This is a genomic window from Endobacter medicaginis, from assembly GCF_014192375.1.
GTDB lineage: Bacteria > Pseudomonadota > Alphaproteobacteria > Acetobacterales > Acetobacteraceae > Endobacter > Endobacter medicaginis.
This window is the reverse complement of sequence record NZ_JACHXV010000004.1, coordinates 311,536-335,691: the sequence shown is the minus strand read 5'-3', so window position 1 is coordinate 335,691 and position 24,156 is coordinate 311,536. Positions and strand designations below refer to the sequence as shown.

24 protein-coding genes are annotated in these 24,156 nt (G+C 70.9%); 9 read left to right on the top strand and 15 right to left on the bottom strand.

The genetic code is table 11. From position 1 onward, the window contains the following. Positions 1-8: 8 nt before the first annotated feature. A complete protein-coding gene (locus FHR90_RS07255) occupies positions 9-650 on the top strand; it encodes a TenA family protein (RefSeq protein WP_176625204.1) in 642 nt (213 codons plus the stop codon). A gap of 170 nt (positions 651-820) precedes the next feature. Here the strand turns inward: FHR90_RS07255 and FHR90_RS07250 are convergent, their stop codons facing one another. The 6 genes from FHR90_RS07250 to FHR90_RS07225 form a co-directional block, all read right to left on the bottom strand. After that, positions 821-1,783: a peptidoglycan -binding protein gene (locus FHR90_RS07250; protein WP_176625202.1), complete on the bottom strand. Its 963-nt coding sequence runs from the start codon at positions 1,781-1,783 to the stop codon at positions 821-823. 6 nt (positions 1,784-1,789) lie between these two features. Then, positions 1,790-2,914 carry a flagellar motor protein MotA gene (locus FHR90_RS07245; protein ID WP_183274981.1) on the bottom strand — a complete coding sequence of 375 codons (1,125 nt, stop codon included), beginning with the start codon at positions 2,912-2,914 and terminating at the stop codon, positions 1,790-1,792. Further along, complete coding sequence (locus FHR90_RS07240; RefSeq protein ID WP_183274980.1) at positions 2,914-3,768, bottom strand: OmpA family protein; 855 nt, start codon at positions 3,766-3,768, stop codon at positions 2,914-2,916. Before FHR90_RS07240 ends, FHR90_RS07245 begins: the two co-directional genes overlap by 1 nt. Positions 3,769-3,817: 49 nt before the next feature. Beyond that, complete coding sequence (locus FHR90_RS07235; protein ID WP_246330084.1) at positions 3,818-4,669, bottom strand: inositol monophosphatase family protein; 852 nt, start codon at positions 4,667-4,669, stop codon at positions 3,818-3,820. Between the two features lie 137 nt (positions 4,670-4,806). After that, on the bottom strand, positions 4,807-5,373 hold the full coding sequence (gene efp, locus FHR90_RS07230; RefSeq protein WP_176626511.1) for an elongation factor P: 567 nt from the start codon (positions 5,371-5,373) through the stop codon (positions 4,807-4,809). 45 nt (positions 5,374-5,418) lie between these two features. Further along, entirely contained in the window at positions 5,419-6,450 is a 1,032-nt protein-coding gene (locus tag FHR90_RS07225) for a lysine-2,3-aminomutase-like protein (RefSeq protein ID WP_183274979.1), read from the bottom strand. Positions 6,451-6,497: 47 nt separating this feature from the next. Between FHR90_RS07225 and epmA the strand changes: the two genes are divergently transcribed. The 3 genes from epmA to FHR90_RS07210 all read left to right on the top strand — a co-directional run bounded on the left by epmA (position 6,498) and on the right by FHR90_RS07210 (position 8,723). Further along, positions 6,498-7,478, top strand: a complete 981-nt coding sequence (gene epmA / locus FHR90_RS07220) for an EF-P lysine aminoacylase EpmA (RefSeq protein ID WP_176626529.1) — start codon at positions 6,498-6,500, stop codon at positions 7,476-7,478. A gap of 158 nt (positions 7,479-7,636) precedes the next feature. After that, a complete protein-coding gene (locus FHR90_RS07215) occupies positions 7,637-8,047 on the top strand; it encodes a hypothetical protein (protein ID WP_183275007.1) in 411 nt (136 codons plus the stop codon). A gap of 64 nt (positions 8,048-8,111) precedes the next feature. Continuing rightward, the gene (locus FHR90_RS07210) at positions 8,112-8,723 is read left to right on the top strand and encodes a fasciclin domain-containing protein (protein WP_176626485.1); all 612 of its coding nucleotides are present in this window, start codon (positions 8,112-8,114) and stop codon (positions 8,721-8,723) included. Here FHR90_RS07210 and FHR90_RS07205 read toward each other — a convergent pair. After that, complete coding sequence (locus tag FHR90_RS07205) at positions 8,696-9,640, bottom strand: LysR family transcriptional regulator (RefSeq protein ID WP_183274978.1); 945 nt, start codon at positions 9,638-9,640, stop codon at positions 8,696-8,698. The two genes, FHR90_RS07210 and FHR90_RS07205, sit on opposite strands and share 28 nt — an antisense overlap. Positions 9,641-9,729: 89 nt before the next feature. Here FHR90_RS07205 and FHR90_RS07200 point away from each other — a divergent pair, with 89 nt between their 5' ends. Further along, a complete protein-coding gene (locus tag FHR90_RS07200; protein WP_183274977.1) occupies positions 9,730-10,470 on the top strand; it encodes an SDR family NAD(P)-dependent oxidoreductase in 741 nt (246 codons plus the stop codon). 6 nt (positions 10,471-10,476) lie between these two features. On the opposite strand, the gene thiE is transcribed toward FHR90_RS07200, so the two are convergent. Both thiE and FHR90_RS07190 read right to left on the bottom strand, forming a co-directional pair. Then, the gene (gene thiE, locus FHR90_RS07195) at positions 10,477-11,106 is read right to left on the bottom strand and encodes a thiamine phosphate synthase (protein WP_183274976.1); all 630 of its coding nucleotides are present in this window, start codon (positions 11,104-11,106) and stop codon (positions 10,477-10,479) included. A 43-nt stretch (positions 11,107-11,149) separates the two neighbouring features. Beyond that, the gene (locus FHR90_RS07190) at positions 11,150-11,449 is read right to left on the bottom strand and encodes a putative quinol monooxygenase (protein ID WP_176626969.1); all 300 of its coding nucleotides are present in this window, start codon (positions 11,447-11,449) and stop codon (positions 11,150-11,152) included. A gap of 124 nt (positions 11,450-11,573) precedes the next feature. On the opposite strand from FHR90_RS07190, the gene FHR90_RS17625 reads away from it, so the two are divergent. Genes FHR90_RS17625 through FHR90_RS07170 form a run of 4 tightly spaced genes read left to right on the top strand, consistent with a single transcriptional unit; the run spans position 11,574 to position 17,075 of the window. Beyond that, positions 11,574-12,905: an alpha/beta hydrolase gene (locus tag FHR90_RS17625; protein WP_183274975.1), complete on the top strand. Its 1,332-nt coding sequence runs from the start codon at positions 11,574-11,576 to the stop codon at positions 12,903-12,905. After that, a complete protein-coding gene (locus FHR90_RS07180; RefSeq protein ID WP_183274974.1) occupies positions 12,902-14,431 on the top strand; it encodes a GMC oxidoreductase in 1,530 nt (509 codons plus the stop codon). The genes FHR90_RS17625 and FHR90_RS07180 overlap by 4 nt, the downstream gene beginning before the upstream one ends. Continuing rightward, positions 14,428-15,474, top strand: a complete 1,047-nt coding sequence (locus FHR90_RS07175; RefSeq protein ID WP_176624759.1) for a ligase-associated DNA damage response exonuclease — start codon at positions 14,428-14,430, stop codon at positions 15,472-15,474. Before FHR90_RS07180 ends, FHR90_RS07175 begins: the two co-directional genes overlap by 4 nt. After that, on the top strand, positions 15,471-17,075 hold the full coding sequence (locus tag FHR90_RS07170) for a cisplatin damage response ATP-dependent DNA ligase (RefSeq protein ID WP_176624757.1): 1,605 nt from the start codon (positions 15,471-15,473) through the stop codon (positions 17,073-17,075). The genes FHR90_RS07175 and FHR90_RS07170 overlap by 4 nt, the downstream gene beginning before the upstream one ends. Positions 17,076-17,177: 102 nt before the next feature. On the opposite strand, the gene FHR90_RS07165 is transcribed toward FHR90_RS07170, so the two are convergent. From FHR90_RS07165 to FHR90_RS07140, 6 genes are read right to left on the bottom strand one after another with little or no spacing between them, the layout of a single operon-like run. After that, on the bottom strand, positions 17,178-17,960 hold the full coding sequence (locus FHR90_RS07165; protein ID WP_183274973.1) for a hypothetical protein: 783 nt from the start codon (positions 17,958-17,960) through the stop codon (positions 17,178-17,180). Continuing rightward, on the bottom strand, positions 17,957-18,958 hold the full coding sequence (locus FHR90_RS07160; protein WP_183274972.1) for an MlaD family protein: 1,002 nt from the start codon (positions 18,956-18,958) through the stop codon (positions 17,957-17,959). The genes FHR90_RS07165 and FHR90_RS07160 overlap by 4 nt, the downstream gene beginning before the upstream one ends. Continuing rightward, entirely contained in the window at positions 18,955-19,677 is a 723-nt protein-coding gene (locus FHR90_RS07155; RefSeq protein ID WP_176626022.1) for an ABC transporter ATP-binding protein, read from the bottom strand. Before FHR90_RS07155 ends, FHR90_RS07160 begins: the two co-directional genes overlap by 4 nt. After that, positions 19,674-20,513 carry an ABC transporter permease gene (locus FHR90_RS07150; protein ID WP_266153122.1) on the bottom strand — a complete coding sequence of 280 codons (840 nt, stop codon included), beginning with the start codon at positions 20,511-20,513 and terminating at the stop codon, positions 19,674-19,676. The genes FHR90_RS07155 and FHR90_RS07150 overlap by 4 nt, the downstream gene beginning before the upstream one ends. Further along, positions 20,510-22,891 (bottom strand): adenylate/guanylate cyclase domain-containing protein, encoded by a 2,382-nt coding sequence (locus tag FHR90_RS07145; RefSeq protein ID WP_183274971.1) that lies wholly within the window; start codon positions 22,889-22,891, stop codon positions 20,510-20,512. The genes FHR90_RS07150 and FHR90_RS07145 overlap by 4 nt, the downstream gene beginning before the upstream one ends. Before the next feature lie 8 nt (positions 22,892-22,899). Continuing rightward, positions 22,900-24,120, bottom strand: a complete 1,221-nt coding sequence (locus FHR90_RS07140; protein WP_176624495.1) for an MFS transporter — start codon at positions 24,118-24,120, stop codon at positions 22,900-22,902. Positions 24,121-24,156: the final 36 nt, after the last annotated feature.

Sequence of the window (24,156 nt, the reverse complement as noted above, 5' to 3'; positions counted from 1 at the left end):
TCTGTCTCATGGCCGAGCGTTTCACCGAGCAGTTGCGGCAGGCGAGCGAGCCGCATTGGTCGCAGGCCGTCACGCATCGGTTCGTCGGCGAGCTGCATGCGGGTCGGGTCGCACCGGAGGTGATGGGCCGGTATCTGATCCAGGACTATCGTTTTCTGGACAGTTTCCTTCGTCTGCTCGGGGCGGCGATCGCGACTGCGGACCGGCTCGAGCCGCGTCTGCGGCTGGGCCGGTTCGCAGGCGTCGTGGCAGGCGAGGAGAATACCTATTTCCTGCGGGCGTTTGCCGCGCTGGGCGTCGATGAGCGCTCACGCGAGGGGATGCCGGATGCGGCGTCGACCGCCGGGTTCAAGGCGTTGATGGAGGAGGCGGCCGAGACGCGATGCTATGCGGCGATCCTGTCGGTGCTGTGTGTGGCGGAATGGCTCTATCTCGACTGGGCGATGCGCGCGCCTGCGTCCCTGCCGGAGGATTTCGTGCAGGCGGAGTGGATCACGCTGCATGACAATCCGGCGTTCCGCGATCTGGTTGCCACCCTGCGCGGCGAGCTCGACCGGGTGGGGCCGGAGCAGGCCGCCCTGTGTCATGATTTCTTCCGTCGTGCGGTCGGTCTCGAGAAGCGCTTCTTCGACGACGCCTACGCCGACTAAGCCCCCCGCCCGCGCGCCGGCTCAGTCGAGGCCGGGGGCCGTGCGGCAGGGGGCTTAACCCGGGCGCCTCGATATCGGCGAAGGTCGCCATCAATTCCCCGCCTGGACGACCAGTCAAACGGCCAGAAGTCTTTTTGCTTCTTTTTCTTCAGAAAAAGAAGGTTTCCGGCTCACCTGTCCGTCAGCCGCATCTCGATGCGCCGGTTCTTCGCGTAGGCCTCAGCGGTGTGTCCTGCGTCCAGCGGCTGGGTGTCGGCAAACCCGGTGGCGGCGAGGCGGTTGGCGGGGATGCCGCGGGCGATGAGCAGCTTCACCACGCTGATGGCGCGGGCGGCCGACAGCTCCCAGTTCGAGGCGAAGCGGGTGCTGGAGATCGGGTCGTGGTCGGCGTGGCCGTCGACGCGCAGGATCCAGGGCAGGTCGGCGGGGATTTCCTTGCTGATGTCCCTCAGGGCGGTGGCGAACTTGTCGAGTTCGACCGTGCCCTGCGGTGACAGCTCGGCACTGCCGGGCGGGAACAGCACCTCGGACTGAAAGACGAAGCGGTCGCCGACCACACGGATGCCGGGGCGGTTCTTCAGCACCTCGCTGAGCTTGCCGAAGAACTCGCTGCGGTAGCGCTTGAGCTCGTTGACGCGGTCGGCGAGCGCGATGTTCAGCTTGTTGCCGAGATCGGCGATCTTCGCGTCTCGGTCGGCGAGGGTCTTCTGCGAGATGTCGAGGGCCTGGGCGATCGCGGTCATCTGGGCGCGGAGCTGGTCGAGCTGCTGGTCGAGGGTGGCGACCTGGGCGGCCTGATCGGTGGTGAGTTTCTGGGCGCTGTCGAGCTGGCCGCGGAGCGTGTCGCGCTCGGAGGTCAGCGTGCCAAGCGTGGTGCCGAGGGTGGCGACGCGCAGTTCGAGCGACTTGTTCTTCGCCTGTTCGAGACCGAGCATCTGGCTGAGTTCGGCCATCTGGTGGTTGAGCTGTTCGAGCACCTGCTGGCGCTTGCTCAGGGCCACCGACAGGAAGGCCTGGGCGAGCACAAACACCAGCAGCACGAAGGTGATGACCATCAGCAGCGTGGACAGTGCGTCCACATAGCCGGGCCAGGCGTCGAGCCCGCTGCCGTGGTTGCGCCGGCGGCGTGCCATTCCCGCTCAGGCCGCCGGGGTGCCGCCGCCGAGGGCCGCCAGCGTGCGGGTCAGCAGGCGGATGTCGGAGCGCAATTCGGCGATGCCCTGGGTGTGGCCGGATTCGAGCCGCGAGGCGGAGGTCTCGATGTTGCGCAGATGGGTGCGCAGCTCGGCACTGTCGTCGGGCCGGTCGGCGAGGCGGGCGAGGGCCGGGGCGAGGGCGGCGTGGCCCTCGGCGACGCGCAGCATGAGCTGCTGGTTGGTGCGCAGCATGTCGCCGATGCCGCCGAGGCGGTCGGCGAGGGCGGCGATGGCGCGGGTCTGGGCGGTGCGGTCTTCCTCGCCACGGGCGAGGGCGCGCTGGAGTGCGTCGAGGTTCTCGGCGGTCTGTTCGAGCAGGCCCTGGACGTAGGCGGGCAGCGGGGCCTCGCCCGATTCGCCGATGCCGCCGCCGCCGAAGCGGGTGATGCCGGCGAGCCATTCCTCCAGCTCGTTGAAGAAGCGGTTCTGCGCCTGGCCGGCGGTCAGATCGAGGAAGCCGAGCACCAGCGCGCCGGCGAGGCCGAACATCGAGCCGGAGAACGCGGTGCCCATGCCGTGCAGCGGCTTGGCCAGCCCGGCCTTGAGCTGGTCGAACATCTGCGTGACGTCGCCGGAGCCGACGGAGAGATCGCCGATCACGCCGGAGATCGAGCTGACGGTGAGCAGCAGGCCGTAGAACGTGCCGAGCAGGCCGAGGAAGATCAGCAGCTGCGTCATGTAGCGCGACAGCTCGCGGCTCTCGTCGAGACGGGCGGCGAGGCTGTCGAGCAGGGAGCGCATCGCGGGGGTGGAGAGCACCAGCCGGTCGGCGCGGTTGCGCGCGGCCAGCATCGAGGCCATCGGCGCGAGCAGTTTCGGCGGGGTGGGCGGGGCAAGGCCGGCGCGCGGCTGCTGGAGCTGCTGGAGCCAGCGCACCTCGGGGCCGAGACGCACCACCTGCAGGATGTTCCACAGGATGCCGAGGGCGAGCACGGCGAGGATCAGCCCGTCCAGCACCGGGTTGTTGGCGAAGGCGGTGACCAGGGTGGGCCAGAGCAGGGCCGCGAAGCCGGCGACGATGGCGAGGAACACCACCATGCGCAGCAGGTAGCCGGTGGGGCGGGTCATCAGGTGGGGTTTCCCGATTTCAGGTCGCCGGCGGCCTTGTCCTGGGCGGCGGACTGCGCGGGGACCGCGGCGTCTTCACCGACCAGTGCCGCCTCCACCCGGTCGGGCGGCAGGTCGGTGCGATGATTGGCGCCGGTCTCGCCGGGCAGGCCGGGCGGCTGCGTGTTGCCGAGGGCACGGACATAGATGCGCGTGGCGGGGATGCCCTCGTGCATCAGCACCGAGCGCACGCCGAGACCGCGCTGGAGCGACAGCCGGCGCGCGGCGCTCTCGTCATTGGCGACAGCGGGGGCGAAGGCGTCGATCTCGATGCGGCTCTGTGGGTGGGCCCTGAGCAGCGGTACCAGGTAGCCGACGATGGCGCCGTTGGTGACGTTGTTGAGCGCCGCACTGCCGGGCGCATAGCTCAGCCGCAGGCCGCGATCACCGGCGAGGCGGTTCTGCTCGCCCGGTCCGTCCGCCTCGAAGGCGGGGGAGGGCGGCATCGGGGCGGGATGCAGCGGCACGTTGACCACGGGTGCGGCCAGCACCGGCGCGGGCGGCGGCGGGCCGACCAGGGCGGGCGGCAGCAGTGGGGCGGGGCGGGGCGGGGCGGCGGTGGCGATCGGAGACGGCGGCGCGGTCCGCGGTGCGGCCGGCGCGGTCCTTGGGTGGTTCCTGTGGGGCTGCGCGGCCGGGGCGGTGCTTCTGTCGTGCGGGGCGGGCGCGGCGGCAGGTGCTGGCGCGCCGCCCAGCGCGTCGAGCGCGTTGCTGTTGGTGGTCACCTGGGCGAGGGCCGGGCCGGTGCCCGCGGCGAGGGCGAACCCGGCGAGCAGCAGGCCGCGCGTGATGACGGAAGCGTGAGGTCGAAGCATGCGCCGGACGCTAGAGCAAAACCGGCGGCAAGGGAATCGCCGCCTGCGTCTATGCGTTCGGCGTGGCGGTGGTCTCCACGCCCTCGGCGACCAGGGTGCGCAGTTTCACATGGAGCTGGGTGTTGGCGGCGACGACGGTGGGGATCTCGGTGTCGAGGGCCTGGATCTCGGCGCCGCCGGCGTCGGAGGCGTAGCCGCCGGCCTCGCGCACCATCAGCACGCCGGCGGCGACGTCCCAGGCCTTCACGCCGAGCTCCCAGTAGCCGTCGTAGCGGCCGGCGGCGACCCAGGCGAGGTCGAGCGCGGCCGAGCCGAAGCGGCGGATGCCGGCGACCTGCGGCATCAGCGTGCCGAGCGTGCGGGCGAAGGGCAGGCGCGCGCGGGGGCTGGAGGCGCCGAACGGGATGCCGGTGGCGAGCAGAGCCTCGCTCATCTCGCGACGTGCGGAGACGCGCAGGCGGCGATCGTTGAGATAGGCGCCGATGCCCTTCTCGGCCCAGAACATCTCGTTGCCGGCCGGGTTGTAGATCATGCCGGCGACGATCTCGGCGCTGCCGTCGGGCGCGCGCTTCTGCAGTGCGATCGAGATTGCCCAGTGCGGGATGCCGTGCAGGAAGTTGGTGGTGCCGTCGAGCGGGTCGACGACCCAGCGCCAGTCCCATTTCTGGCTGCCGGACTCGCCGCCCTCCTCGGCCAGCATGCCGTAGCCGGGGCGGGCGCGTTCGAGCTCCTCGCGGATGGTGGTCTCGGCGCGCAGGTCGGCGGCGGAGACGAAGTCCGATGGCCCCTTGATGCTGACCTGCAGCTGCTCGACCTCGGCGAAGTCGCGCAGCAGGCGGCGGGCGGCCTTCTGCGCGGCGTTCTGCATGACGGTCATGTGCGGCGACAGGCGCGGAGCCATCGGCAAACCCTTATCGTGTGGACGTCAGGAAGGAGAGACTAGCAGGCTGCCGAGGAACTGGCGGCTGAGGATGAGCGAGCGAATCCTGCGCGCAAAGGCGCCGCTCAGCCGACCCGTCCGGTTCTTCAGCCGGCCTGCTAGCCCTTGGCGCGTTCGACGTAGGTGGAGTCCTCGGTGCGCACCACGATGCTCTCGCCGGCCTCGATGAAGGGCGGAACCATCACCTTCACACCGTTCTCGAGGATCGCCGGCTTGTAGGAGGAGGTGGCGGTCTGGCCCTTGGTCACCGGGTCGGCCTCGATGATCTTCAGCGTCACCTGGGCGGGGAGCTGGATGGAGACCGGGTCGCCCTCGACGAGATAGACCACCACTTCCATGTTGTCCTGCAGAAAGGGGGCGGCGTCGCCGAGGATGCCGACGGGGACGGGGAACTGCTCGAAGGTCTCCGGATCCATCAGGATCAGGTTCTCGCCGTCGGTATAGGAGTAGGTGTACTCCTTTTCCTCGGTCATCAGCCGCTCGACGGTGTCGGCGGTGCGCCAGCGCTCGTTGGACTTGTTGCCGGTCTTGAGGTCGCGCATCTCGACCTGGATGATGGCGTTGCCCTTGCCGGGGATGATGATCTGCTGCTTGAGCACGGTCCAGCGGCGACCGTCATGCTCGATCACCTGGCCGGCGCGGATCAGGTTCGCCTGCTGTTTCATGGGTACTGGGCTCGTTCGTGCTTTTTGTGTCGGAGTGGCGGGCTTCTATCCCGCCGGGGCCGGATCGGCAACCTCGTGCCACATCCCGGCAGGGTCGCGTACCCTGTTGCCGTCGAGATAGTCCGGTCCGATCGGCACCTTGCCCGCGCCGCCGGGGATGTCGAGCACGTAGGTCGGCCAGGCGAGGCCGGTGACGCGGCCGCGCAGGTCGGCGAGCAGGCGGCGGCCCTCGGCGATCGGCACGTGGAAGCGCTGCGTGCCGGGGGCGGCGTCGAGCTGATGCAGGTAGTACGGCTTCACCCGGGCGGCGAGCAGGGCGCGCAGCAGGTCCTCGAGTGCCTCGGGGCTGTCGTTGACGCCGCGCAGCAGCACCGACTGGCCGAGCAGCGGGATGCCGCGCCGCGACAGCGCGCGCAGGGCGGTGCGGGCGGCGGGGGTGAGTTCGCGTGCGTGATTGGCGTGCAGCACCACCCACAGCGGGGTCTCGGTCTCGAGCGCGTCGAGCAGGGCGGTGTCGATGCGCTCGGGGGTGGCGACGGGGACGCGGGTGTGGATGCGGATGGTGTGGACATGCGCCATCGCGTCGAGGGCGGCGAGGATGCGGGCCAGGCGGCGCGGCGACAGCGCGAGCGGATCGCCGCCGGTGAGGATCACCTCGCCGATCTGCGGGTTGGCGGCGAGCCAGGCCAGGGCGCGGTCGAGCTGCGTGTCGTCCAGCAGGCCGCCCTCCGGCCCGACATGCTCGCGGCGGAAGCAGAACCGGCAGTAGACCGGGCAGACCAGCAGCGGCTTGAGCAGGGCGCGGTCGGCGTAGCGGTGCACGATGCCGGGCACCGGCGAGAACGCGTCGTCGCCGATCGGGTCGAGGCGTTCGTGCGCGGCGGTGTGCAGCTCGTCGGGATGCGGGACGAACTGGCGGCCGATCGGGTCGTCGGGATGGTCGATCAGGGCTGCGAGGGCGGGCGGGATGGCGGTCGCGTAGCGCTCGGCGACGGCGTCGAGCGTCTCGCGCGCCGCGGCGGGGGCGAGCCCGGCCGCGATCAGCGCCGACGCGGTGCGCAGCGTGGGTGGGGACATCGGCAGGCTGGTAGCGCGCCACGCGCCGCCGACGCAAGATAAGCCTGATGAGCCTGTCGCCGCTGACCGATCGCCTGCCCCTGCTGCGTCGTCGCGCGCTGGTCGCGCGGGCGGTCCGCGCGTTCTTCGAGAGCCGCGGCTATCTGGAGGCGGAGACGCCCTATGTGGTGGCGACCCCGGGCGAGGAGGTGCATCTGCGGGCGTTCGCGACCGAGTGGGAGGCGCCGGACGGGCGGCGGGATTTACGGTATCTGCATACCAGTCCGGAATTCGCGATGAAGCGCCTGCTGGCGGCGGGTTCGGGGCCGATCTTCCAGCTCGCGCGGGTGTGGCGCAACGGCGAGGCCAGCCATACGCACAGCGCCGAGTTCACCATGCTGGAATGGTATCGCCCCGGTGCGTCGATGGCGTCGCTGATGGACGAGACCGAGGCGCTGCTGCGCGCCACCCTGCCGCCGGTGCTGGCGGGGGGGTGCCGGGTGGACGGGCCGTTCGAGCGGCTGACGATGGCGCAGGCGTTCGCGCGCCATGTGGGTGCCGACGTGCTGGCGAGCCAGGGGGATGCGGGCGCGCTGGCGGCGCAGGCGGGGGTGACGCTGCGCGAGGGCGAGGACTGGGAGGCGCTGTTCTTCCGCCTGCTGCTGGAGCGTGTTGAGCCGGCGATCGGGCGCGACCGGCCGACCTTCCTGACGCACTGGCCGGCGCCGCAGGCGGCACTCGCGCGTCGCGATCCTTGCGATCCGCGCGCCGCGCTTCGCTTCGAGCTCTATGCCGAGGGGCTGGAGCTGGCCAATGCGTTCGAGGAACTGACCGATGCGACCGAGCAGCGGGCGCGCTTCATGGCCGACCGGGCGCGTCGCGCCGCCCTGGGGGGGCAGGAGTGGCCGATCGACGAGGCGCTGCTGTCGGTGCTGGAGGCGATGCCGCCCTGTTCGGGAATCGCGCTCGGTTTCGACCGGCTGGTGATGCTGGCCACCGGGGTGCGGCGCATCGGTGACATACTGTGGCTTGGATTAAACATGTCGTAAGTGGCGCAACCGTCCGGATCGTAGTCTGTTTCGTATTCATAAGAGGTCCGTGCCGATTCCTGCGGCGCGGCCAGCATGGAGCATCGGCGATGGCATTCGAGACGGAACGGCAGGACGGCAACTCCCGCCTTTCGACGCAACGCGTGGCGAAGCGGGCGATGGGCGGGGTGGCGCTGGTGGCGCTGTGCGCGCTGGCCGCCTGCGAGGTGCCGAGCCCCGAACAGCGCGCGAAACTGAACTCGATGATCGGCCAGGACGAGACCACCCTGGTGCGGACCTTCGGCGTGCCGACCCGGGTCTACCAGACCGGGGTGGCCCGTTTCGTCGCCTATGAGCAGCGCGACACCAACTATTCGCCCGGCACGCCCGGCTGGGGCTGGGGCTGGGGCTGCGGCTGGGGTGGTGGCTGGGGCGGCGGCTGGGGCGGCTGGGGCGGTGGCTGGGGTCCGGGCTGGGGCGGCGGCTTCGGCGGCATTCCGCCGATGGCCTACACCTCGACCTGCACCACCACCTTCGAGATCGATTCCGGCAAGGTGGCGAGCTGGAAGCTGCGCGGCGACGGCTGCTAGTTGCCTGACGGGCGGGGCTCGTTCATAGACACAGACGACGATTCGTCTGCGGAGTGACCGGTCCATGGCTATCTGGCGCGCGGCAAGCTTGATCCTGGCCGGCGGCCTGATCGGTGCGGCCCTTTCGGGCTGCACCAGCGGCATCCGGCAGGACCCGTATCTGACCGCCAACGCCAACCGCAGCACGATGATCGGCGATGTCGCCGTCTATCGTGACCGGCCGCTCGCCGAGGGGCTCAGCGAGACGCTGGTGTTCGCCGACTACCAGGAATTGATGCAGGAATCCGGGCTCTACGGCACGTTGCGCGGCCGCGGCCCGTTCACGGTACTGGCGGTGACCAACCAGGGTATCGAGAGCGTGCCGGCCGAGGCCCTCGACCGGGTGCGCACCGTTCCTTACCGCTCGGCGCTGCGCCGCTATCTCGGCTATACGGTGATCGAGGGCGACTGGCCGATCGAGAAACTGTTCCAGGCGATCCGCAGGAACCATGGCGCGGTGGTGCTGCGGACCTTCTACAAGCATGACACCATCACCGTGCGCATCGATCCGGCCACCAACCGGCTGCTGTTCACCGACGGCACCGGCCTGACGCAGTCGCCGGTGATCGTCAGCGTGCCGACCTCGAACGGCACGCTCTACGGGCTCGATCAGCCGATCCGGCCGGTTGCCGGCTGAGCGGCGGACAGCACCTCGCGTGCCGTGTCGATGAAGGCACGCAGGGCGGCCGGCGGGTGGCGGCGGCTCGGGTAATACAGCGAGAAGCCGGCCAGTGGCGGGCACCAGTCCTCCAGCACCCTGACCAGCGCGCCTGATGCGAGCAGGTCGGCGACGTCATGCTCGAACAGGTGGGCGAGGCCGGCCCCGGCCACACAGGCTGCGCGCATCAGGCTGACCTCCGTGGTGACGATGCGGCCATCGACATCGATCTCGACCACCTCGCCGTCAGCGGGGTTGACGAACTCCCAGGCATAGCGGCCGCCGGCCGGATAGCGTCGGCAGATGCAGGCCTGCGCCGACAGGTCGAACGGCGTGCGGGGCCTGCCGTGGGTGGCGAGATAGGCGGGCGAGCCGACCACGGCGAATCGCCGCCGGGGCGACAGCTTGACCGCCACCATCCCCGGTGCGAGGCGGGTGGCGAGGCGGATGCCGGCGTCGAACCCGCCCGAGACGATATCGACCAGCCGGTCGTCGCCGACCACCTCGAGCGTGACCTCTGGATAGTCCGCGAGAAACCGCGGCAGCAGCGGGGCGATGACCAGCGGCACGGCGCTGCGCGGCACGTTCAGCCGGAGCCGGCCGGACGGGCGTGTGGCCGCGGCGCCAAGGCAGGTGAGGGCGTCGTCGATCTCGCCGAGTGCCGGACCGATCCTGTCGAGCAGGCGCTCGCCGGCATCGGTGAGGCGCAGGCTGCGGGTGGTGCGGTGGAACAGTCGCGTGCCCAACCCTGTCTCCAGGCCGCGGATGAGGTGGCTCAGCGCCGAGGGGGTCACGCCGCGCGCGGTGGCGGCGGCTCGGAAGCTGCCGAGGCGGGCGACGGCGGCGAAGGCTTCCAGAGTGGCGAGGCCGGGACGGATTGGTGAACTCCATCTCATCGATGCCATGAGTAAGACGGTTATTCCGTCACCCTTCAAGACGTCCCAGATCGGCATGGGCATCGACGATGCGGTCAGGGAGGCCGATCATGGAACTGGGACTGTCAGGAAAGCGCGCGCTCGTCACCGGAGCGAGCGCAGGGCTGGGGGCGGCGATTGCCGAGGCCCTCGCACAGGAAGGGGTGCGGCTGGCGGTGATGGCGCGGCGCGAGGTGCCGCTGCAGGGGTTCGTGGCGCGTCACGGTGCCGCGGCCATCATGTGCGACATCGCCGATCCGGACGCGCTCGATCGTGGCGCGGATGCGGCCGCCGCGGCGCTCGGCGGCATCGACATCCTCGTCAACGCCGCCGGTGCGGCGGGACCGATCGGGCTGGGCGGGGACGACGCCGTGTGGGCGCGCGATTTCGCGCTCAACTTCACCGCGCCGCGGCGGCTGGCCGAGCGGCTGCTGCCGGCGATGCGGTCGCGGGGCTGGGGGCGGGTGATCAGCCTGACCGGCAACAACGAGACGCACGGGCTCAACACCGCCGGGGCGGCCAAGGCGGCGCTGACCTTCTGGTCGAAGGGGGCGGCGAGCGAGGTCGCCTCCGACGGGGTGACGGTCAATGCCATCGCGCCGGGGCGGCTGTGGAGCGAGCAGATTCGCAACCGCATCCATCCCGACGAGGCGGAGCGGGCGCGCTTCATCGCCGACAACATCCCGCTCGGGCGGTTCGGCGATCCTGAGGAACTGGCCGCGGTCGCGGTGTTCCTCGCTTCCGAGCGGGCCTCCTATGTCACCGGCACGACGATCACCGTCGATGGTGGCATGGCGCGCGCGGTCAGGTAGGTGCGGTCAGGCGGCGTGGATTGCCGCCAGCATGGCCCTCACCCCGGCGGCAGCACCATCGGGGTGTGACCACACCGCGCTGACGACGGCGAGGAAATCCGCACCCGCCTGCACCACGGGGGCGCAGTTGGCCGGCGTGAGGCCGCCGATGGCCACGCAGGGCAGTTCCATCAGCTCCGACCACCAGCCCAGCAGCGAGAGGTCGGCACGGATGTCGGTCTGCTTGGTGGGGCTTTCGTAGATCGCGCCGAAGGCGACGTAGTCCGCGCCGGCCTCGCCGGCCAGCATCGCCAGTTCGCGGCTGTCGTAGCAGGACACGCCAAGCTGGAGGTCGGGGCCGAGCAGGCGGCGGGCGGTGGCCACGTCGCCGTCGGACGCGCCGACATGCGCGCCGTCGCAGCCGGAACGCGCGGCGAGGTCGGCGCGGTCGTTGAGCAAAAACGCGACGTCGCGCGACTGGGCGACGGGGCGCAGGATGTCGATCGCACGCAGCAACTCGTCGTCGCCGACATCCTTGAGTCGGAGCTGGACCGCGGCGACCTCGCCCGCATCGAGGGCGCGCGCCAGCGTGTCGGCGAAGGTGGCGGCGACCAGCGCGGGCGGGGTGATCAGATAGAGCTGGCAGGGTCGGGTCATGCCCGCGTTCTACCCCATCCTCCGCCCGCGAGGGAGGCGGGCGTCAGAGGGTCAGCAGCGCGTCGAGCACGATGACCTCGAACGGCGCGGCGAGCAGCTCCGGCAGGCGCGGCTTGAGCGACTGCATGGTGGGCGAATTCATGTGCGCGTCCAGAGCCGCCGCGTCGCGCCAGATCTCGTGGGTCATGATACGGCCGGGGCGGTCGCGATCCTCGAACACGCTGTAGCCCTCGCAGCCGTCTTCGGTGCGGAAGGCGTGCACCGCCGGCAGCAGGGCCTCGCGCAGCGCCTCCTGCTGTCCGTCCTTGGCGATGATGGTGGCGATGACGTGAAGGCTGGCCATGCGTGTCTCCTCCGTGCTGTAGACCTGCACGACAACGCCGGTGCGGCAGTGGGGCGAACATCACAAAATCCGCAGGTCGCACGCGCCGGACGCATCCCTGCCTTGCCTCGCGCGATAGCAGCGCATGACAGAAAACCTGATCGGCCTGCACGGCCTCGGCGGCGACTCGACGGCCTGGGCGTCCCTCGACCGCGACGCGGGCGGAGGCCTGCATGTGGAGGGGATCGACCTGCCGGGGTTCGGCAGCGCCGCGCCGCTGGGGCGGCGGGACGTGGCGGCGATGCGCGACCATGTGATCGACGCGCTGTCGGGACGCGCGCGGTTCTGGCTGATGGGGCAGAGCATGGGCGCGAAGATCGCGCTCGCGGTGGCGCGTGCGGCGCAGGATGGCGATGCGCGCCTGGCGGGGCTGCAGGGGCTGGTGCTGCTGGCTGGCTCGCCGCCGGCGCCCGAACCGATCGATGCGCAGGCACGCGAGGACATGTTGGGCTGGTTTCGTGGCCATCCCGACGACAGCCGCGCGCAGGCGGAGCAGTTCGTGGACGCCAACAGCGCAGGCCCGCTGCCGGAAGCCGAGCGCGCGGCGGCGGTCGCGGCGGTGCTGCGCAGCCATCCCGAGGCCTGGTGGGCATGGCTGGCGGCGGGGCTGGAGGAGGACTGGCGCGAGCGGATCGGGCGGCTCGATGTCCCGGCTCTGGTGGTGGCGGGGGACGAGGATGGGGCGCTCGGTCCGCAGGCGCAGGCGGAGCATATGCTGCCGCATCTGCCGAATGCGCGGTTCGTGGTGCTGCGGGGGGCGGCGCATCTGCTGCATCTGGAGCGCAGCGCAGTGCTGGCGCAGGTGATCGGCGCGTGGATGGCGGAATTCGAGGCGGCGCCGATCGCGATGCCGGCCGATCGGCGCGACTTTCGCGCGCTGATCGATGGTGTGCGGGTCAGCGCGGGGACGCGGGCGGTGTTGCAGGCGCGGGTGCAGGCCGAGCCGCCGCCGGCACCCGAGGCGATGGCGGCGTGTCTGGAGGCTGTGGCCGGCTGGTGCCTGCCTGGGGTGGCGGCCGAGGGGCTGGTGCGTGCGGCGGTGGCGGCTTGCGAGGGGGGTGGCGATGGCTGGCGGTTCGCGATCCTGCCGCCCGATGCGCAGGCCTGGCGCGAGGGCGTGGCCGCGCTGGATCGGCGTGCCGGCGGCGCGCTCGCCGGGCTCGATGCGCGGGCGCGCGATCGGCTGCTCGACGAGATCGCGTCGGGGGACGTGGCGGTCTCGCGCGAGGCGGCGTTTGTGGCCGATGTGCAGGCGGCGCTGGCGCGGCTGCATGTCGCGCGTCCACAGCAGATGGCGGAAATGGGGTATGATGGGCCCGCCTATGGCGGCGATACGCCGCGCCTGCCGGGGTTCGCGCCGGTCGGGATCGGGGTGGTGGAGCCGTGGGAGCCGCCGGCGGGGAGTGTGTGGCGGTGAGTGCCGCCATCGGGGCGACCCCGGAGGCGGTCGATGTGGTGGTGATCGGCACCGGTGCGGGGGGCGCGCCGCTGCTGGCGGAGCTGGCGCGCGCCGGGGTGCGGGTGGTGGCGCTGGAAGCCGGCCGTGCCTGGGACCCGCGCGATTTCGTCGCTGACGAACTGGCCGCCGACCCGATCTACTGGCTGTCGGAGCGTCTCTCGGGCGGGGCGACGCCGGAGGCGTTCGGGGGCAACAACAGCGGCATCGGTGTGGGTGGCTCCACCCTGCACTGGGGCGCGTTCACGCCGCGGGCCGATGCGCGCGACTTGCGCATGGCGGCGGAGGGTGGCGAGGACTGGCCGTTCGGTCTCGATGAACTGACGCCACTTTACGAGACCGTCGAGGCGGTGATCGGCGTGTCGGGGCCCAGGGAGTATCCGTGGGACGCCGATCGCCGCTACCGTCTGCCGCCGGTCGCGCTGAACGCGCCGGCGCAGGTCATGCAGCGCGGCTGCGATGCGCTTGGCATCCGCCATGCGACGTCGCCGGCCGCGGTGCTGACCGCCGACCGGGTCGAACCCGACGGCTTCACCCGTCAGGCCTGCATCAGTTGCGGGCACTGTCACCAAGGCTGTCGCAACGATGCCAAGGCCAGCACCGCCAATACCTGGCTGCGCATCGCCACCGCGCATGGCGCGGAGATCCGCGACGGATGCATGGTGATCGATCTCGTCCGTGATTCGTCCGGCAGGATCAGCGATGTCGTCTATCTGCGCGACGGGGTGCGTTACCGTCAGGCGTGCGGGCAGGTGTTTGTCTGCGCCGGCGCGGTGGAGACGCCGCGTCTGCTGCTGCATACGGGGCTTGCCAATTCCTCCGGCCAGGTCGGGCGGAACTACATGGCGCATGTCGCGACCCAGGTGTGGGGGATATTCGACGACGAGATGCGGATGAACAAGGGCTATCCGTCCGCGCTGATCACGGAGGATTTCGTCCGCCCCGACGATGCGGATTTCGCCGGGGGCTATCTGATCCAGAGCCTCGGCGTGCTGCCGGTGACCTGGGCCAACATGCTGTCGCGCGGCGGTGTGCGCGGAGCCGCATTGGTCGATCTGCTGTCACGCTACAACCATGCCGCCGGGATCGGCATCAATGGCGAGACGCTGCCGCATGACGACAACGTGCTGGTGTTGTCGGACGAGACCGATGAGAGCGGCATGGCCAGGCCGCTGATCCGTTTTTCCTATCACGACAACGAACGCGCGCTCGATGCCCATGCGACGAAGGTGATGCGGGCGATCTGGCAGCAGGCGGGGGCGAGCGACATCCAGGTGCTGCCGCGTGTGGCGCATACGATCGGCACCTGCCGGATGGGAAGGAGCGGGGATCGCAACGTCGTCGATCCGGCCGGGCGGAGTTTTGATATCGACAATCTGTGGATCTGCGACAACTCGGTGTTTCCGAGCGCGCTGGCGGCCAATCCGGCGCTGACGATCATGGCGCTGTCGCTGCGCACCGCGCGCGCCTTCCTCGCGGCGCGATGACGCCGCATCCGTCGGGCTGGCTGACGCCGCGTCCGGAAGGGCTGTGGTGCGCGCCGGGAGGATTCCATATCGACCCGGTGCAGCCGGTGGCGCATGCGATCGTCACCCATGCCCATGCCGATCATGCGCGGCCCGGCCACGAGCATGTGCTGACCACGCCGGAAAGCCTGGCGATCATGCGCACCCGGATGGGCGAGGATCGACCGGCGCGCGAGCAGCAGGAACTGCGCTATGGCGAGGGCCTGCGCATCGGCGATGTCGAGGTGCGGCTGGAGCCGGCCGGGCATGTGCTGGGCAGTGCGCAGGTGGTGATGGAGTATCGCGGCAGTCGCGCGGTGGTGAGCGGCGATTACAAGCGCGTCGCCGATCCGAGCTGTGCGCCGTTCGTGCCGGTGGCGTGCGACGTGTTCGTCACCGAGGCGACCTTCGGCCTGCCGGTGTTCCGCCATCCCGATCCGCGCGGCGAAATCGGCAGGCTGCTCGACAGCGTGCGGCTGTTTGCCGAGCGCACGCATGTCGTGGGGTGCTATGCGCTGGGCAAGTGCCAGAGGCTGATCCTGCTGCTGCGCGAGGCAGGGTGGGACGGACCGATCTATCTGCATGGTGCGCTGATGTCGGTCTGCGACACCTATGAGCGGTTGGGTGTCCCTTTGGGTGATCTGCGTGCGGCGACAGGGCGGGCGAGGGCGGAGCTGGCGGGCGCGATCGTGCTCGCTCCGCCGGGGGCGATCGCCGATCGCTGGGCGCGGCGGCTCGCCGATCCGGTGGTGGGGCTGGCCTCGGGATGGATGCGGGTGCGGCAGCGGGCGAAGGCGCGCGGTGTGGAACTGCCGCTGGTGATCTCGGATCATGCCGACTGGGACGAGCTCTGTCGCACCATCGACGAGGTGGATGCGCCGGAAATCTGGGTGACGCACGGGCGGGAGGAGGCGCTGATCCACTGGATCGAGGGTTCGGGGCGCACCGGGCGCGCGCTGCGTCTGCTCGGCTATGGCGACGAGGAGGAGGCGCCGGCCGCGGAGGGTGAGGGGGCGGCGGCATGATCGCCTTCGCCACCCTGCTGGAGCGGCTGACACTGACGCCGGGGCGGCTGGCCAAGCTCGCACTGCTGCGGGAATTCTTCCGCACCGAGCCTGATCCCGATCGCGGCTGGGGGCTGGCGGCGCTGACCGGCACGCTGTCGTTTCCGCTCGCCAAGCCCGCGCTGATCCGTGCGCTCGCGCAGGCGCGCACCGATCCGGTGCTGTTCGAATGGTCGTGTGACTATGTCGGCGATCTCGCCGAGACGGTGTCGCTGATCTGGCCCGCGCGTGACGACGCGTTCGGCCGCAACAGCGTGCGCACGCCGCCGATGCTGGCCGAGGTGGTGGACGGGCTGATGCATACGCCGAAGGCGGAGCTTCCCGCCCTTCTCGAGGGCTGGCTCGATGCCTCCGATCCGCCGGTCCGCTATGCGATTCTCAAGCTGATGACCGGAGCGCTGCGCGTGGGTGCATCGGCGCGGCTGGCGAAGACGGCGTTGGCGGAACTGGCCGGCGGCAGCGTGAGCGTCGACGAGATCGAGGAGGTCTGGCACGGGCTCGCTCCACCCTATGCCGAGCTGTTCGACTGGCTCGAGGCGCGCGGGCCGCGGCCCGATCCGCAGGATGCGCCGGTGTTCCGCTCGCCGATGCTGGCACAGCCGCTGGAGGCGGCGGATATCGCCGCACTCGACTACGCCGCCTACTGCGCGGAGTGGAAATGGGACGGGATCCGCGTGCAGCTCGTTTCGGTGCCGGGCGGGCGGCGCATCTACTCGCGCGGGTCGGACGACGTCTCGGCGGCATTTCCGGAGATCGTCGAGGCGATGGGCTTCGATGCGGTGCTCGACGGGGAATTGCTGGTGATCCGCGACGGCGAGGTCGCCCCCTTCGCCGACCTCCAGCAGCGTCTGAACCGCAAGGTGCCCGGCGTGGCGCTGATGGAACAGCATCCGGTGGCCGTGCGGCTCTACGACCTGCTGTTCGAGGAAGGGGAGGACCTGCGCGCGTTGCCCTTTGAGCAGCGGCGGGCACGTCTGGAAGCGTGGTTCGCGACGCATCGGCCGCCGAGGATGGATCTCTCGGCGGTGATCGAGGCGGCGGATTTCGACACCCTCTCGAGCCTGCGCGATGGCGCACGCGCGGCGTCGATCGAGGGCGTGATGCTCAAGCGCCGTGACAGCCCCTATGTGGCCGGGCGGCCGAAGGGTCTGTGGTGGAAATGGAAGCGCGATCCGCTGACCATCGACGCGGTGGTGATGTATGCGCAGCGTGGGCATGGCAAGCGCAGCTCGTTTTATTCCGACTACACGTTCGGCCTGTGGCGCGACGGTGCGGAAGGTGCGGAACTGGTCCCGGTCGGCAAGGCGTATTCGGGCTTCACCGATGCGGAACTGGCGCAGATGGACCGCTGGATCCGCAACAACACCACCCGTCGCTACGGGCCCGTGCGCGAGGTCGCACCCGGGCTGGTGCTGGAGATCGCGTTCGATGCCGCCCAGCGCTCGAACCGGCACAAATCGGGGGTGGCGCTGCGCTTTCCGCGTGTCGCGCGGCTGCGGCCGGACAAGCCGTTCGAGGAGGCGGATCGGCTGGAGACGCTGTTGCGGCTGATCCCGTCATAAGGGTTCTTCTTTTTCTGAAGAAAAAGAAGCAAAAAGACTTTTATCCGACTGACGAAAAAATCTTTTAGAAGTTCTTTGGTTCTTTCTTTCAAGAAAGAACGCTCACTTCGCCGCGTCGAGACTCTGCGTAGCCTGGGCTTCGTAGGCTGCCGCCATACTGGTTTGCCCCAGTGCGCCTGCCGCGGCCGCGGCGAGACGCAGGCCGCGGCGCAGGGCGGGATAGTCGGTGTCGTCGCGGCGCAGGTCGATGGCCTGGCGTATGGTGGCCAGGGCTGTGTCGGGGTGGCCGGAGGCCAGGGCGGCGCGGGCGGCGAGTTCGAGGCGGTCGGCCTGGCGCCAGCGGGGCAGGGCTTTCGCCGGGGCGAGGTGGTCGAGGCGGGTGCTGGCGTCGATGACGCCCGTGCGGTCGCCGGCATGGTCGGCGATCAGGCCGGACAGGAAGAGCGCGCGCGCGGCGATGGCCGGGTCGGGGCTGGTGGCGGCGCGGGTGGCGGCGATGCGGGCTTCGGGGAGGCGGGCGAGGCGGTCGAGGGCGGCGGCTGCGACGAGATCGAGTGCCGGCGGGGCGGGGTGGCCGCGCAGGGACAGTGCGGCACGGGTGCGGGCGAGTTCGGACAGGGCGGCGTCGGGGTGGTTGTCGGCGAGGCGGGCGGCGGCGAGGTCGTAGCCGATATCGGCGAGGGCCGGGGCGTCGTCGCGCAGCAGGGCGCGGCGGTTCGCGTCCTCGAAGCGGGGGATCGCCTGCGCGGGCTGGTGGTTGTCCATCGCCTGGCGGCCGGCGGAGATCGCCACCTCCATCGCATCGTCCTGCGGCGGGGCGGGGTGGCTCGCGCAGCCTGACAGCAGCAGCAATGCGAGCGCGAGGGCTGCGGGTGCGCGCCTCATGGGGCGACCTGCGCGGGGCTGATGCGGTGGTCGGCGGGTTTGGGCGTGCCGCCGCCGCCGAGCAGCCACAGGCCGCGCAGCTGGGTGATCAGGCCCTGCAGGTCGTGGGTGGTGGCCTGCGCCTGGAGCAGCAGGGCAGGCAGCTCGGCGGTGGCGTCGCGGGCGTTGCGGGTGATGGCCGGGAGCTGCGGGGTGGCGGCCTTGAGGTCGCGGCTGGCGGACTGGACGTTGCTCATTGTGCGGTTGGCGTGGTCGAGCACCGAGCCGATCTGCGGCTGGAGCTTCGCGATCGTGTCCTGGAGCTTCGTCACTGTCGCCTCGGCCTGTCGGATCAGCGTGTCGTCGGTCAGCAGCTTGCCGGCGCTGCCGCGGCCCTGCTGGAGGTCGGCGGCGACGGCCTTGAGCGAGGCGGTCATCGCCTGCGCGTTGTCGAGGATCGGCAGGACATGGGTGCGGATGTCGGCGATGGTGGCGGTGATCATGTCGACCGGGTTGGGGTCGGTGGTCGCCTTGACCACGGCGTAGTGCCAGTCCATCGGCTCGCCCTTGCCGCGCGACAGCGAGACATAGGCCGCCCCCGCGACCGCGTAGCGCAGCTTGATGGTGGCGGCGCTGTCGCGGCGGATGAAGGGTTCGGCCTGCGGGTCGATCTCGGCCTCCGCCCAGGTCTCGCCATCGGGATTGAGGCGGACATGGCGCACGGTGCCGGCATGGATGCCGAACACCTCGACATCGGCACCCGGCGACAGCCCGCCCACCCCGGTCTGCGGCAGCAGGATGTGCAGCCGGCCGGGCGGTTGCAGCCAGTTGTGCAGGATGCCGGCCTCGATCGCGGCGGCGGCGAACACGCCGATCGCGGCCAGCACCAGCAGCCCGACCCATTCGTCGGTGTAGCGGCGCCGGGTGAGGCGGCCGCTGCGATGCCCGGCGATCGCCTCCGCCGCGACGGTGTCGCGGGCGCGTTCGGCCTGGAGCTCGGGGGGACGTTCGGGGGTCATGCGAGATGCAGCGGCCGCAGGCCGTCATCGCCGAGCAGGCTGCGATGGCTGAACACGCCGCCGAAGGAGCGGCGCACCGCGCCATCGCCGAGATCGAGCCGGCGGGTGAAGCAGATCGCCGCAGCACCCCGGTCTCGGGCCTCGGTCAGTGCGGCGAGGAAGGCCGGCAGCAGGTCGGGGGCAGTGAGCATCGGCGGCTCCAGCAGCAGCAGGTCGGGGTGGCCGAGAAAGGCGCGAACGCAGTTGGCGCGGGCAAGATCGGCCTCGCCGATCTCGCCGGGCAGGCCGGTGGGCAGGCCCGGCAGGCCGAAACGCAGGCACAGCGCTTCGGCGGCGGCGATCAGCTTCGGGCGCGGTATCCGCGTGTGGTGCAGCTGCGGCAGCAGGATGTCCTCGCCGACGGGGGCGAGTTCGTTGAAGGCGCCGCGATGATGGGTGCGTCCGATGCGCCCGCGCAGCGCGCCGGCCTCGCGTCGCGGCAACCCGGCCCAGTCGAGCCCCTGCATCAGCACGGTGCCGTCGAACGGGTCCACCAGCCCCTCGCACAGATCGGCGAAGGCGGCCGCCTCGCGCCAGCCGCGGGTGACGATCTGGAGGCACTCGCCGGCACGCAGGCGCAGGTTGACCGGGTGCGGGGCGAGCTGGCTGAGGCGGAAATCGGGCCGCAGGTCGCGCAGCTCGAGCACCGCGCGGCTGGCCGGGGCGGTGGTCTCGCTCATGCGAACACCGCGAACAGGATGCTGACCGTCATCACGGTGAGGATGCCGCGGCCGAACCCGTGGGCGAGCTGGTGCAGCAGCCCGTCCTCGCCGGCCAGCCCCAGCCCGGTCAGGCAGCTCGACAGCCCGACCAGATAGCCGACCAGGGCCAGTTCGATCGGCACCGCGACATAGGAATGCGCCCCGATCGAGGTCGAGACATGCGCCATGAAGCTCCACAGCGGCGTGTTGACCACCCCTTCGGCGATACCGGTGACGTAGGCCGAGAGCAGGGCGGCGACGGCGAACACGATGCCGAGGGTGAAGCCGCTGACCGCGAAGGCGAGGCTGCGCGGCAGCACCAGCAGGATGAAGCTGTCCACACCTTCCGCCTCCAGCGTGCGCAGCCGGCCGGACGCGCCCAGACGGGCGATCTCCGCGACCATCGGCATGCCGCTGCGGCCGAGCAGGATGATGCCGACGAGGATGGGGGCGAACTCGCGCAGCAGCACGTTGATCACCAGCACGCCGCCGCTTTCCACCAGCCCGGCGATGCCGAGCCAGTACATCGCCTGCGCCACCGCCGCCGCCCCCACCAGGATGCCGGTCAGCACGGTGGCGAGCACGCCGCCGCCGGCCGCCTGGCGCAGCGTGGTGCGGAACTCGGTGCGGGTGGTGCGCCGCCAGCTCGTCGGACGCAGCGCCTCGCGCGCCACCCCGTAGCTCGCGCCGACCAGGGCGAGCAGGAAGCGCAGCATCGCGCGGGTCTGCCGGCCGACGGCCGCGGCGGTGCGCCGCAGCCTGCCCGGCAGCAGCCGCAGCGGCAGGGGCGCGCGCTCGGCCGTCGCGCCGCTCACTGCCGGCCTGCCAGGATATAGGCGCGCGAAACACCGCCGCGCGGGGTGTAGAAGCTGCCGCGGGTGCGGAACAGGAAATGCTGCCGCAGCAGGATGTACATGCCTTCGGTGACCTGGATCGAGCCGGGCTGCGGGTTGGACTGCGCCATCGCCTCGGCGACGCGCACCGTCTCGCCCCACAGGTTGAACACCGAAGGTTCGCGGCCGAGCTCGGCGCCGAAGGTGGGGCCGACATCGAGGCCGATCTGGAAGGCGGGGTCGATATCGGCGGCACTCAGTCGCGACAGGCACAAGTCGCGGATGGCGATCGCGGCGAGGGCAAGCCGGATCGGCGCCTGCGGATCGGGTTCGGGTGTGCAGCCGGCGGCGGCGACGAGACGGTGGCCGGCGACCTTGACCGAGAACAGCCCGTGCCGGCGGGCGATGTCCTGCAGGCCGGAGGCGATGTCGTCGACGAGATGCAGGGTCTGGTCGGTCGAGGGCGTGTCCTCGACGCCGCTGTCGCCGAAGGCCAGCACCATGATCGCGACCGACGGGAACAGGCCCGGGGTCGGGGCCGCGCCGTCGGCGCCCGGATCGAGCAGCAGGTTGTCGCCAAGCGGGTCGGTGCGCGTCTCGTGCGTCGCCGGCAGCGCACCGGCGGGGGTGGGGGTGGGGGCGGGGGTGCGCTCGGCCTCGTCATGCAGGCGCAGGGCGACGATGCCGCCGATCATGTCGATCAGCCCTTCCGTCTCGCCGATCCGGGTCGGGTTCTCGATCAGCAGCATCGCCGCGGTGCGGTCCGCGCCGGTCACCGGCACCGCCAGCAGCGCCCGGGTCTCGGCGGCCCGCATGACCTGGCGCCAGTATCGGCGGGTGCGCGGGTCGGCGGCGGCGTCGTCGACCGCGAACCCGGCCTCGCGGGCGCGGGCGTCGGCAAAATCCTCCTCCGATTCGAGCTGGAGTTCGGCACCGCCGGCATGGGTGTCGCTGCGCGCGTCATAAAGGTCGTCGCAGCGCAGCACGGTGCCGTCATGCACCAGCCGCCAGATCGAGGCGCGCGCCGCGCCCGCCGCCTCGGCGAGGCGCTCGGTCAGGCCTGGTGCGGCGACCGCGGCATCGAGCAGATGCGGCTCGGACAGCAAGGCGTGCAGCGCCTCGCGTTCGGCAGAACCGCGTGCGTTGCGCGCATCGAGTGCTGCGACGAGGCGGTCCGAGCGCAGCCCCTGCCAGATCAGCACCCCGGCCAACCCGGCCGCGAGCAGCAGGATCACCAGCAGCGAGACGAAGGTGGAGCGGGTGTCGGCGGCGGAGAAGGCGGCGAAGTCGCGCGCCGGCACGCTCAGCAGCAGCACCCAGTCGGGTGCGGCACCCGGCAGTCGGGCGGCGAGCGAGATGTAGCGCACGCCGTGCAGGACGAAGGATTGCGGGCCGAACCCCTGCACGCGGAACAGGTCGAAGGCACGTACGAGGTCGGCGTCGTCGGCGAGGCGGGGGTCGGTGATGCCGTGGTCGAGCCGCCAGGCGGTGGGGTCGTCATGGGCGTCGGCGAGCGGCGGGGCGGCGATGATCTGGCCGGCGCGGTCGAGGATCATCGCATGGCCGTGCTCGCCGATCTTGAGCCGGGCGAGGAAGGCGCTCATCCGGTCGAGCGCGATGTTGACGGCCAGCACATGGTCGCGGCTGTCGCCGGGATCGGTGTAGCCGATCGAGGCGGTGATCACCGGCTGCGAGGTGGGTTTGAACAGGTAGGGCGCCGACCAGTAGACGGTCGAGCCGTCCGGCAGCACCGAGGCCGAGCCGCCCTCGACCGGCTGGCGCATCGCGCCGCGGTAGTAGGGGCTCTTTCTGGGGTCGTAGGTGCTGGGCTGCGGCGGCTGTGCGGTGACGCGTCCGGACTCGTCGGTGCGGGTCTCGGTGCGCGTGCGGGCGTGATCGGGCGTCTTGTCGGTGACCACGATGGTGTCGGTGGCGCCCTCGGCGGCACGCTGCACCAGCTCGAAATCGCCGTCGGAATTGGCGAGATAGAAGGCCGCGACCTGCGGGTCCTGGCGCATCAGCGCGACGGCGAAGCGCTGGAAGCTGTTCGCGCCCAGCGTGCCGGCGCTGGGGGCGAGGGCGCCGTGCTGGACCATGTCGAGGCCGATCGCCTGGCCTTGCGTCGCCGGAACCAGATAGGTCGCCATCTCCTGGGCGATCGCGGTCTGGGTGGCGACCAGCACGGCGTTGGAGAGTTTCGCGATCGAGCGGCGCGCGATGTCGTAGCTGCGCCATCCGACCGCCGCCATCGCCGCCATCACCAGGGCGACCGCGGCGATCGGCAGCACGATGCGCCGCACGCGCCGGCCGAGATCGCGCCGTCGCCGTCCGGTCGGGTCGATGATTTCCTGGGCGCGCACTCCGCCGCTCAGGCCGGCATCCTGCGCACATCCGGCAGCAGCACGGTCAGCAATCCGAGTGCCGGCAGCCAGGCGCAGAGCTGGTAGACGGTGGTGATCGAGCTGTGATCGGCCAGATCGCCGAGCACTGCGGCGCCGATGCCGCCCATGCCGAAGGCGAGCCCGAAGAACAGCCCCGACACCATGCCGACCCGGCCCGGCAGCAGTTCGGTGGCATAGACCAGGATCGCCGAGAAGGCGGAGGCCAGCACCACGCCGATGATCGCCGACAGGAGGATGGTGGCGTGCAGCCCGACATGTGGCAGGGCGAGGCTGAACGGCAGCACGCCGAGGATCGAGCCCCAGATGACCTTCTTGCGTCCGATCCGGTCGCCGATCGGACCGCCGGCGATGGTGCCCACCGCCACCGCGCCGAGGAACACGAACAGGTCGAGCTGCGCGGAGCGCACCGGGATGCCGAACCGGTGCATCAGGAAGAAGGTGTAGTACGAGCTCAGCGAGGTGAGGTAGAAATACTTCGAGAACACCAACGCGACCAGCACGGCGAGGGCCGTAATGGTCTGCCGGCATGACAGGCCGGTGGCGGGGTGACGGGTGCCTTTCGGTCTCGGCTTCGCATGACCGCCGGCGCGCACCCATTGCCCGAGCCCGGTCAGGATGACGATGCCGAGCAGGGCGGCGAGCGCGAACCAGGCGGTCGCACCTCGTCCGTGCGGCAGGATGACCAGTGCGGCGGCGAGCGGGCCGAGGGCGGAGCCGAGATTGCCGCCGACCTGGAAGATCGACTGTGCGAGCCCGTGCGCGCCACCCGAGGCGAGGCGGGCGATGCGCGAGGATTCCGGATGGAAGATCGACGAGCCGATGCCCATCAGCCCGGCTGCGGCCAGCAGGGTGGCGTAGTTCGGTGCGAGGGCGAGCAGGATCAGCCCGGCCCCGGTGCTGGCCATGCCGAAGGGCAGCGAGAACGGCAGGGGCCGGCGGTCGGTGTAGTTGCCGATCAGCGGCTGCAGGATCGAGGCGGTGAGCTGATAGACCAGCGTGAGCCGGCCGATCTGGCCGAAATCAAGCGCGAATCCGGCCTTGAGCAGCGGATAGATCGCCAGCAGCAGCGATTGCAGCATGTCGTTGAGCAGATGGCAGACGCTGATCGCGCCGAGCACCGGATAGATGGTGCCCCTGGCGGGCCTGGTCTGGCCGAAGGTCGCCGCTGACGTCGCCGTGCCCGCCATGCCGTGTCTCCTCGCGCGGTCTGGTTTCTGTCTAGG

Excerpts from the sequence above, each read along its gene's own strand:
- FHR90_RS07175 (WP_176624759.1), top strand. The coding sequence starts at position 14,428 with ATGACGCCGCATCCGTCGGGCTGGCTGACGCCGCGTCCGGAAGGGCTG.
- FHR90_RS17625 (WP_183274975.1), top strand. The coding sequence starts at position 11,574 with ATGACAGAAAACCTGATCGGCCTGCACGGCCTCGGCGGCGACTCGACG.
- FHR90_RS07165 (WP_183274973.1), bottom strand. The coding sequence starts at position 17,960 with ATGAGGCGCGCACCCGCAGCCCTCGCGCTCGCATTGCTGCTGCTGTCA.
- FHR90_RS07245 (WP_183274981.1), bottom strand. The coding sequence starts at position 2,914 with ATGACCCGCCCCACCGGCTACCTGCTGCGCATGGTGGTGTTCCTCGCC.
- FHR90_RS07160 (WP_183274972.1), bottom strand. The coding sequence starts at position 18,958 with ATGACCCCCGAACGTCCCCCCGAGCTCCAGGCCGAACGCGCCCGCGAC.
- FHR90_RS07200 (WP_183274977.1), top strand. The coding sequence starts at position 9,730 with ATGGAACTGGGACTGTCAGGAAAGCGCGCGCTCGTCACCGGAGCGAGC.
- FHR90_RS07205 (WP_183274978.1), bottom strand. The coding sequence starts at position 9,640 with ATGAGATGGAGTTCACCAATCCGTCCCGGCCTCGCCACTCTGGAAGCC.
- FHR90_RS07170 (WP_176624757.1), top strand. The coding sequence starts at position 15,471 with ATGATCGCCTTCGCCACCCTGCTGGAGCGGCTGACACTGACGCCGGGG.
- FHR90_RS07235 (WP_246330084.1), bottom strand. The coding sequence starts at position 4,669 with ATGGCTCCGCGCCTGTCGCCGCACATGACCGTCATGCAGAACGCCGCG.
- FHR90_RS07190 (WP_176626969.1), bottom strand. The coding sequence starts at position 11,449 with ATGGCCAGCCTTCACGTCATCGCCACCATCATCGCCAAGGACGGACAG.
- FHR90_RS07210 (WP_176626485.1), top strand. The coding sequence starts at position 8,112 with ATGGCTATCTGGCGCGCGGCAAGCTTGATCCTGGCCGGCGGCCTGATC.
- efp (WP_176626511.1), bottom strand. The coding sequence starts at position 5,373 with ATGAAACAGCAGGCGAACCTGATCCGCGCCGGCCAGGTGATCGAGCAT.
- thiE (WP_183274976.1), bottom strand. The coding sequence starts at position 11,106 with ATGACCCGACCCTGCCAGCTCTATCTGATCACCCCGCCCGCGCTGGTC.
- FHR90_RS07155 (WP_176626022.1), bottom strand. The coding sequence starts at position 19,677 with ATGAGCGAGACCACCGCCCCGGCCAGCCGCGCGGTGCTCGAGCTGCGC.
- FHR90_RS07240 (WP_183274980.1), bottom strand. The coding sequence starts at position 3,768 with ATGCTTCGACCTCACGCTTCCGTCATCACGCGCGGCCTGCTGCTCGCC.
- FHR90_RS07255 (WP_176625204.1), top strand. The coding sequence starts at position 9 with ATGGCCGAGCGTTTCACCGAGCAGTTGCGGCAGGCGAGCGAGCCGCAT.
- epmA (WP_176626529.1), top strand. The coding sequence starts at position 6,498 with ATGAGCCTGTCGCCGCTGACCGATCGCCTGCCCCTGCTGCGTCGTCGC.
- FHR90_RS07250 (WP_176625202.1), bottom strand. The coding sequence starts at position 1,783 with ATGGCACGCCGCCGGCGCAACCACGGCAGCGGGCTCGACGCCTGGCCC.
- FHR90_RS07225 (WP_183274979.1), bottom strand. The coding sequence starts at position 6,450 with ATGTCCCCACCCACGCTGCGCACCGCGTCGGCGCTGATCGCGGCCGGG.
- FHR90_RS07215 (WP_183275007.1), top strand. The coding sequence starts at position 7,637 with ATGGGCGGGGTGGCGCTGGTGGCGCTGTGCGCGCTGGCCGCCTGCGAG.
- FHR90_RS07140 (WP_176624495.1), bottom strand. The coding sequence starts at position 24,120 with ATGGCGGGCACGGCGACGTCAGCGGCGACCTTCGGCCAGACCAGGCCC.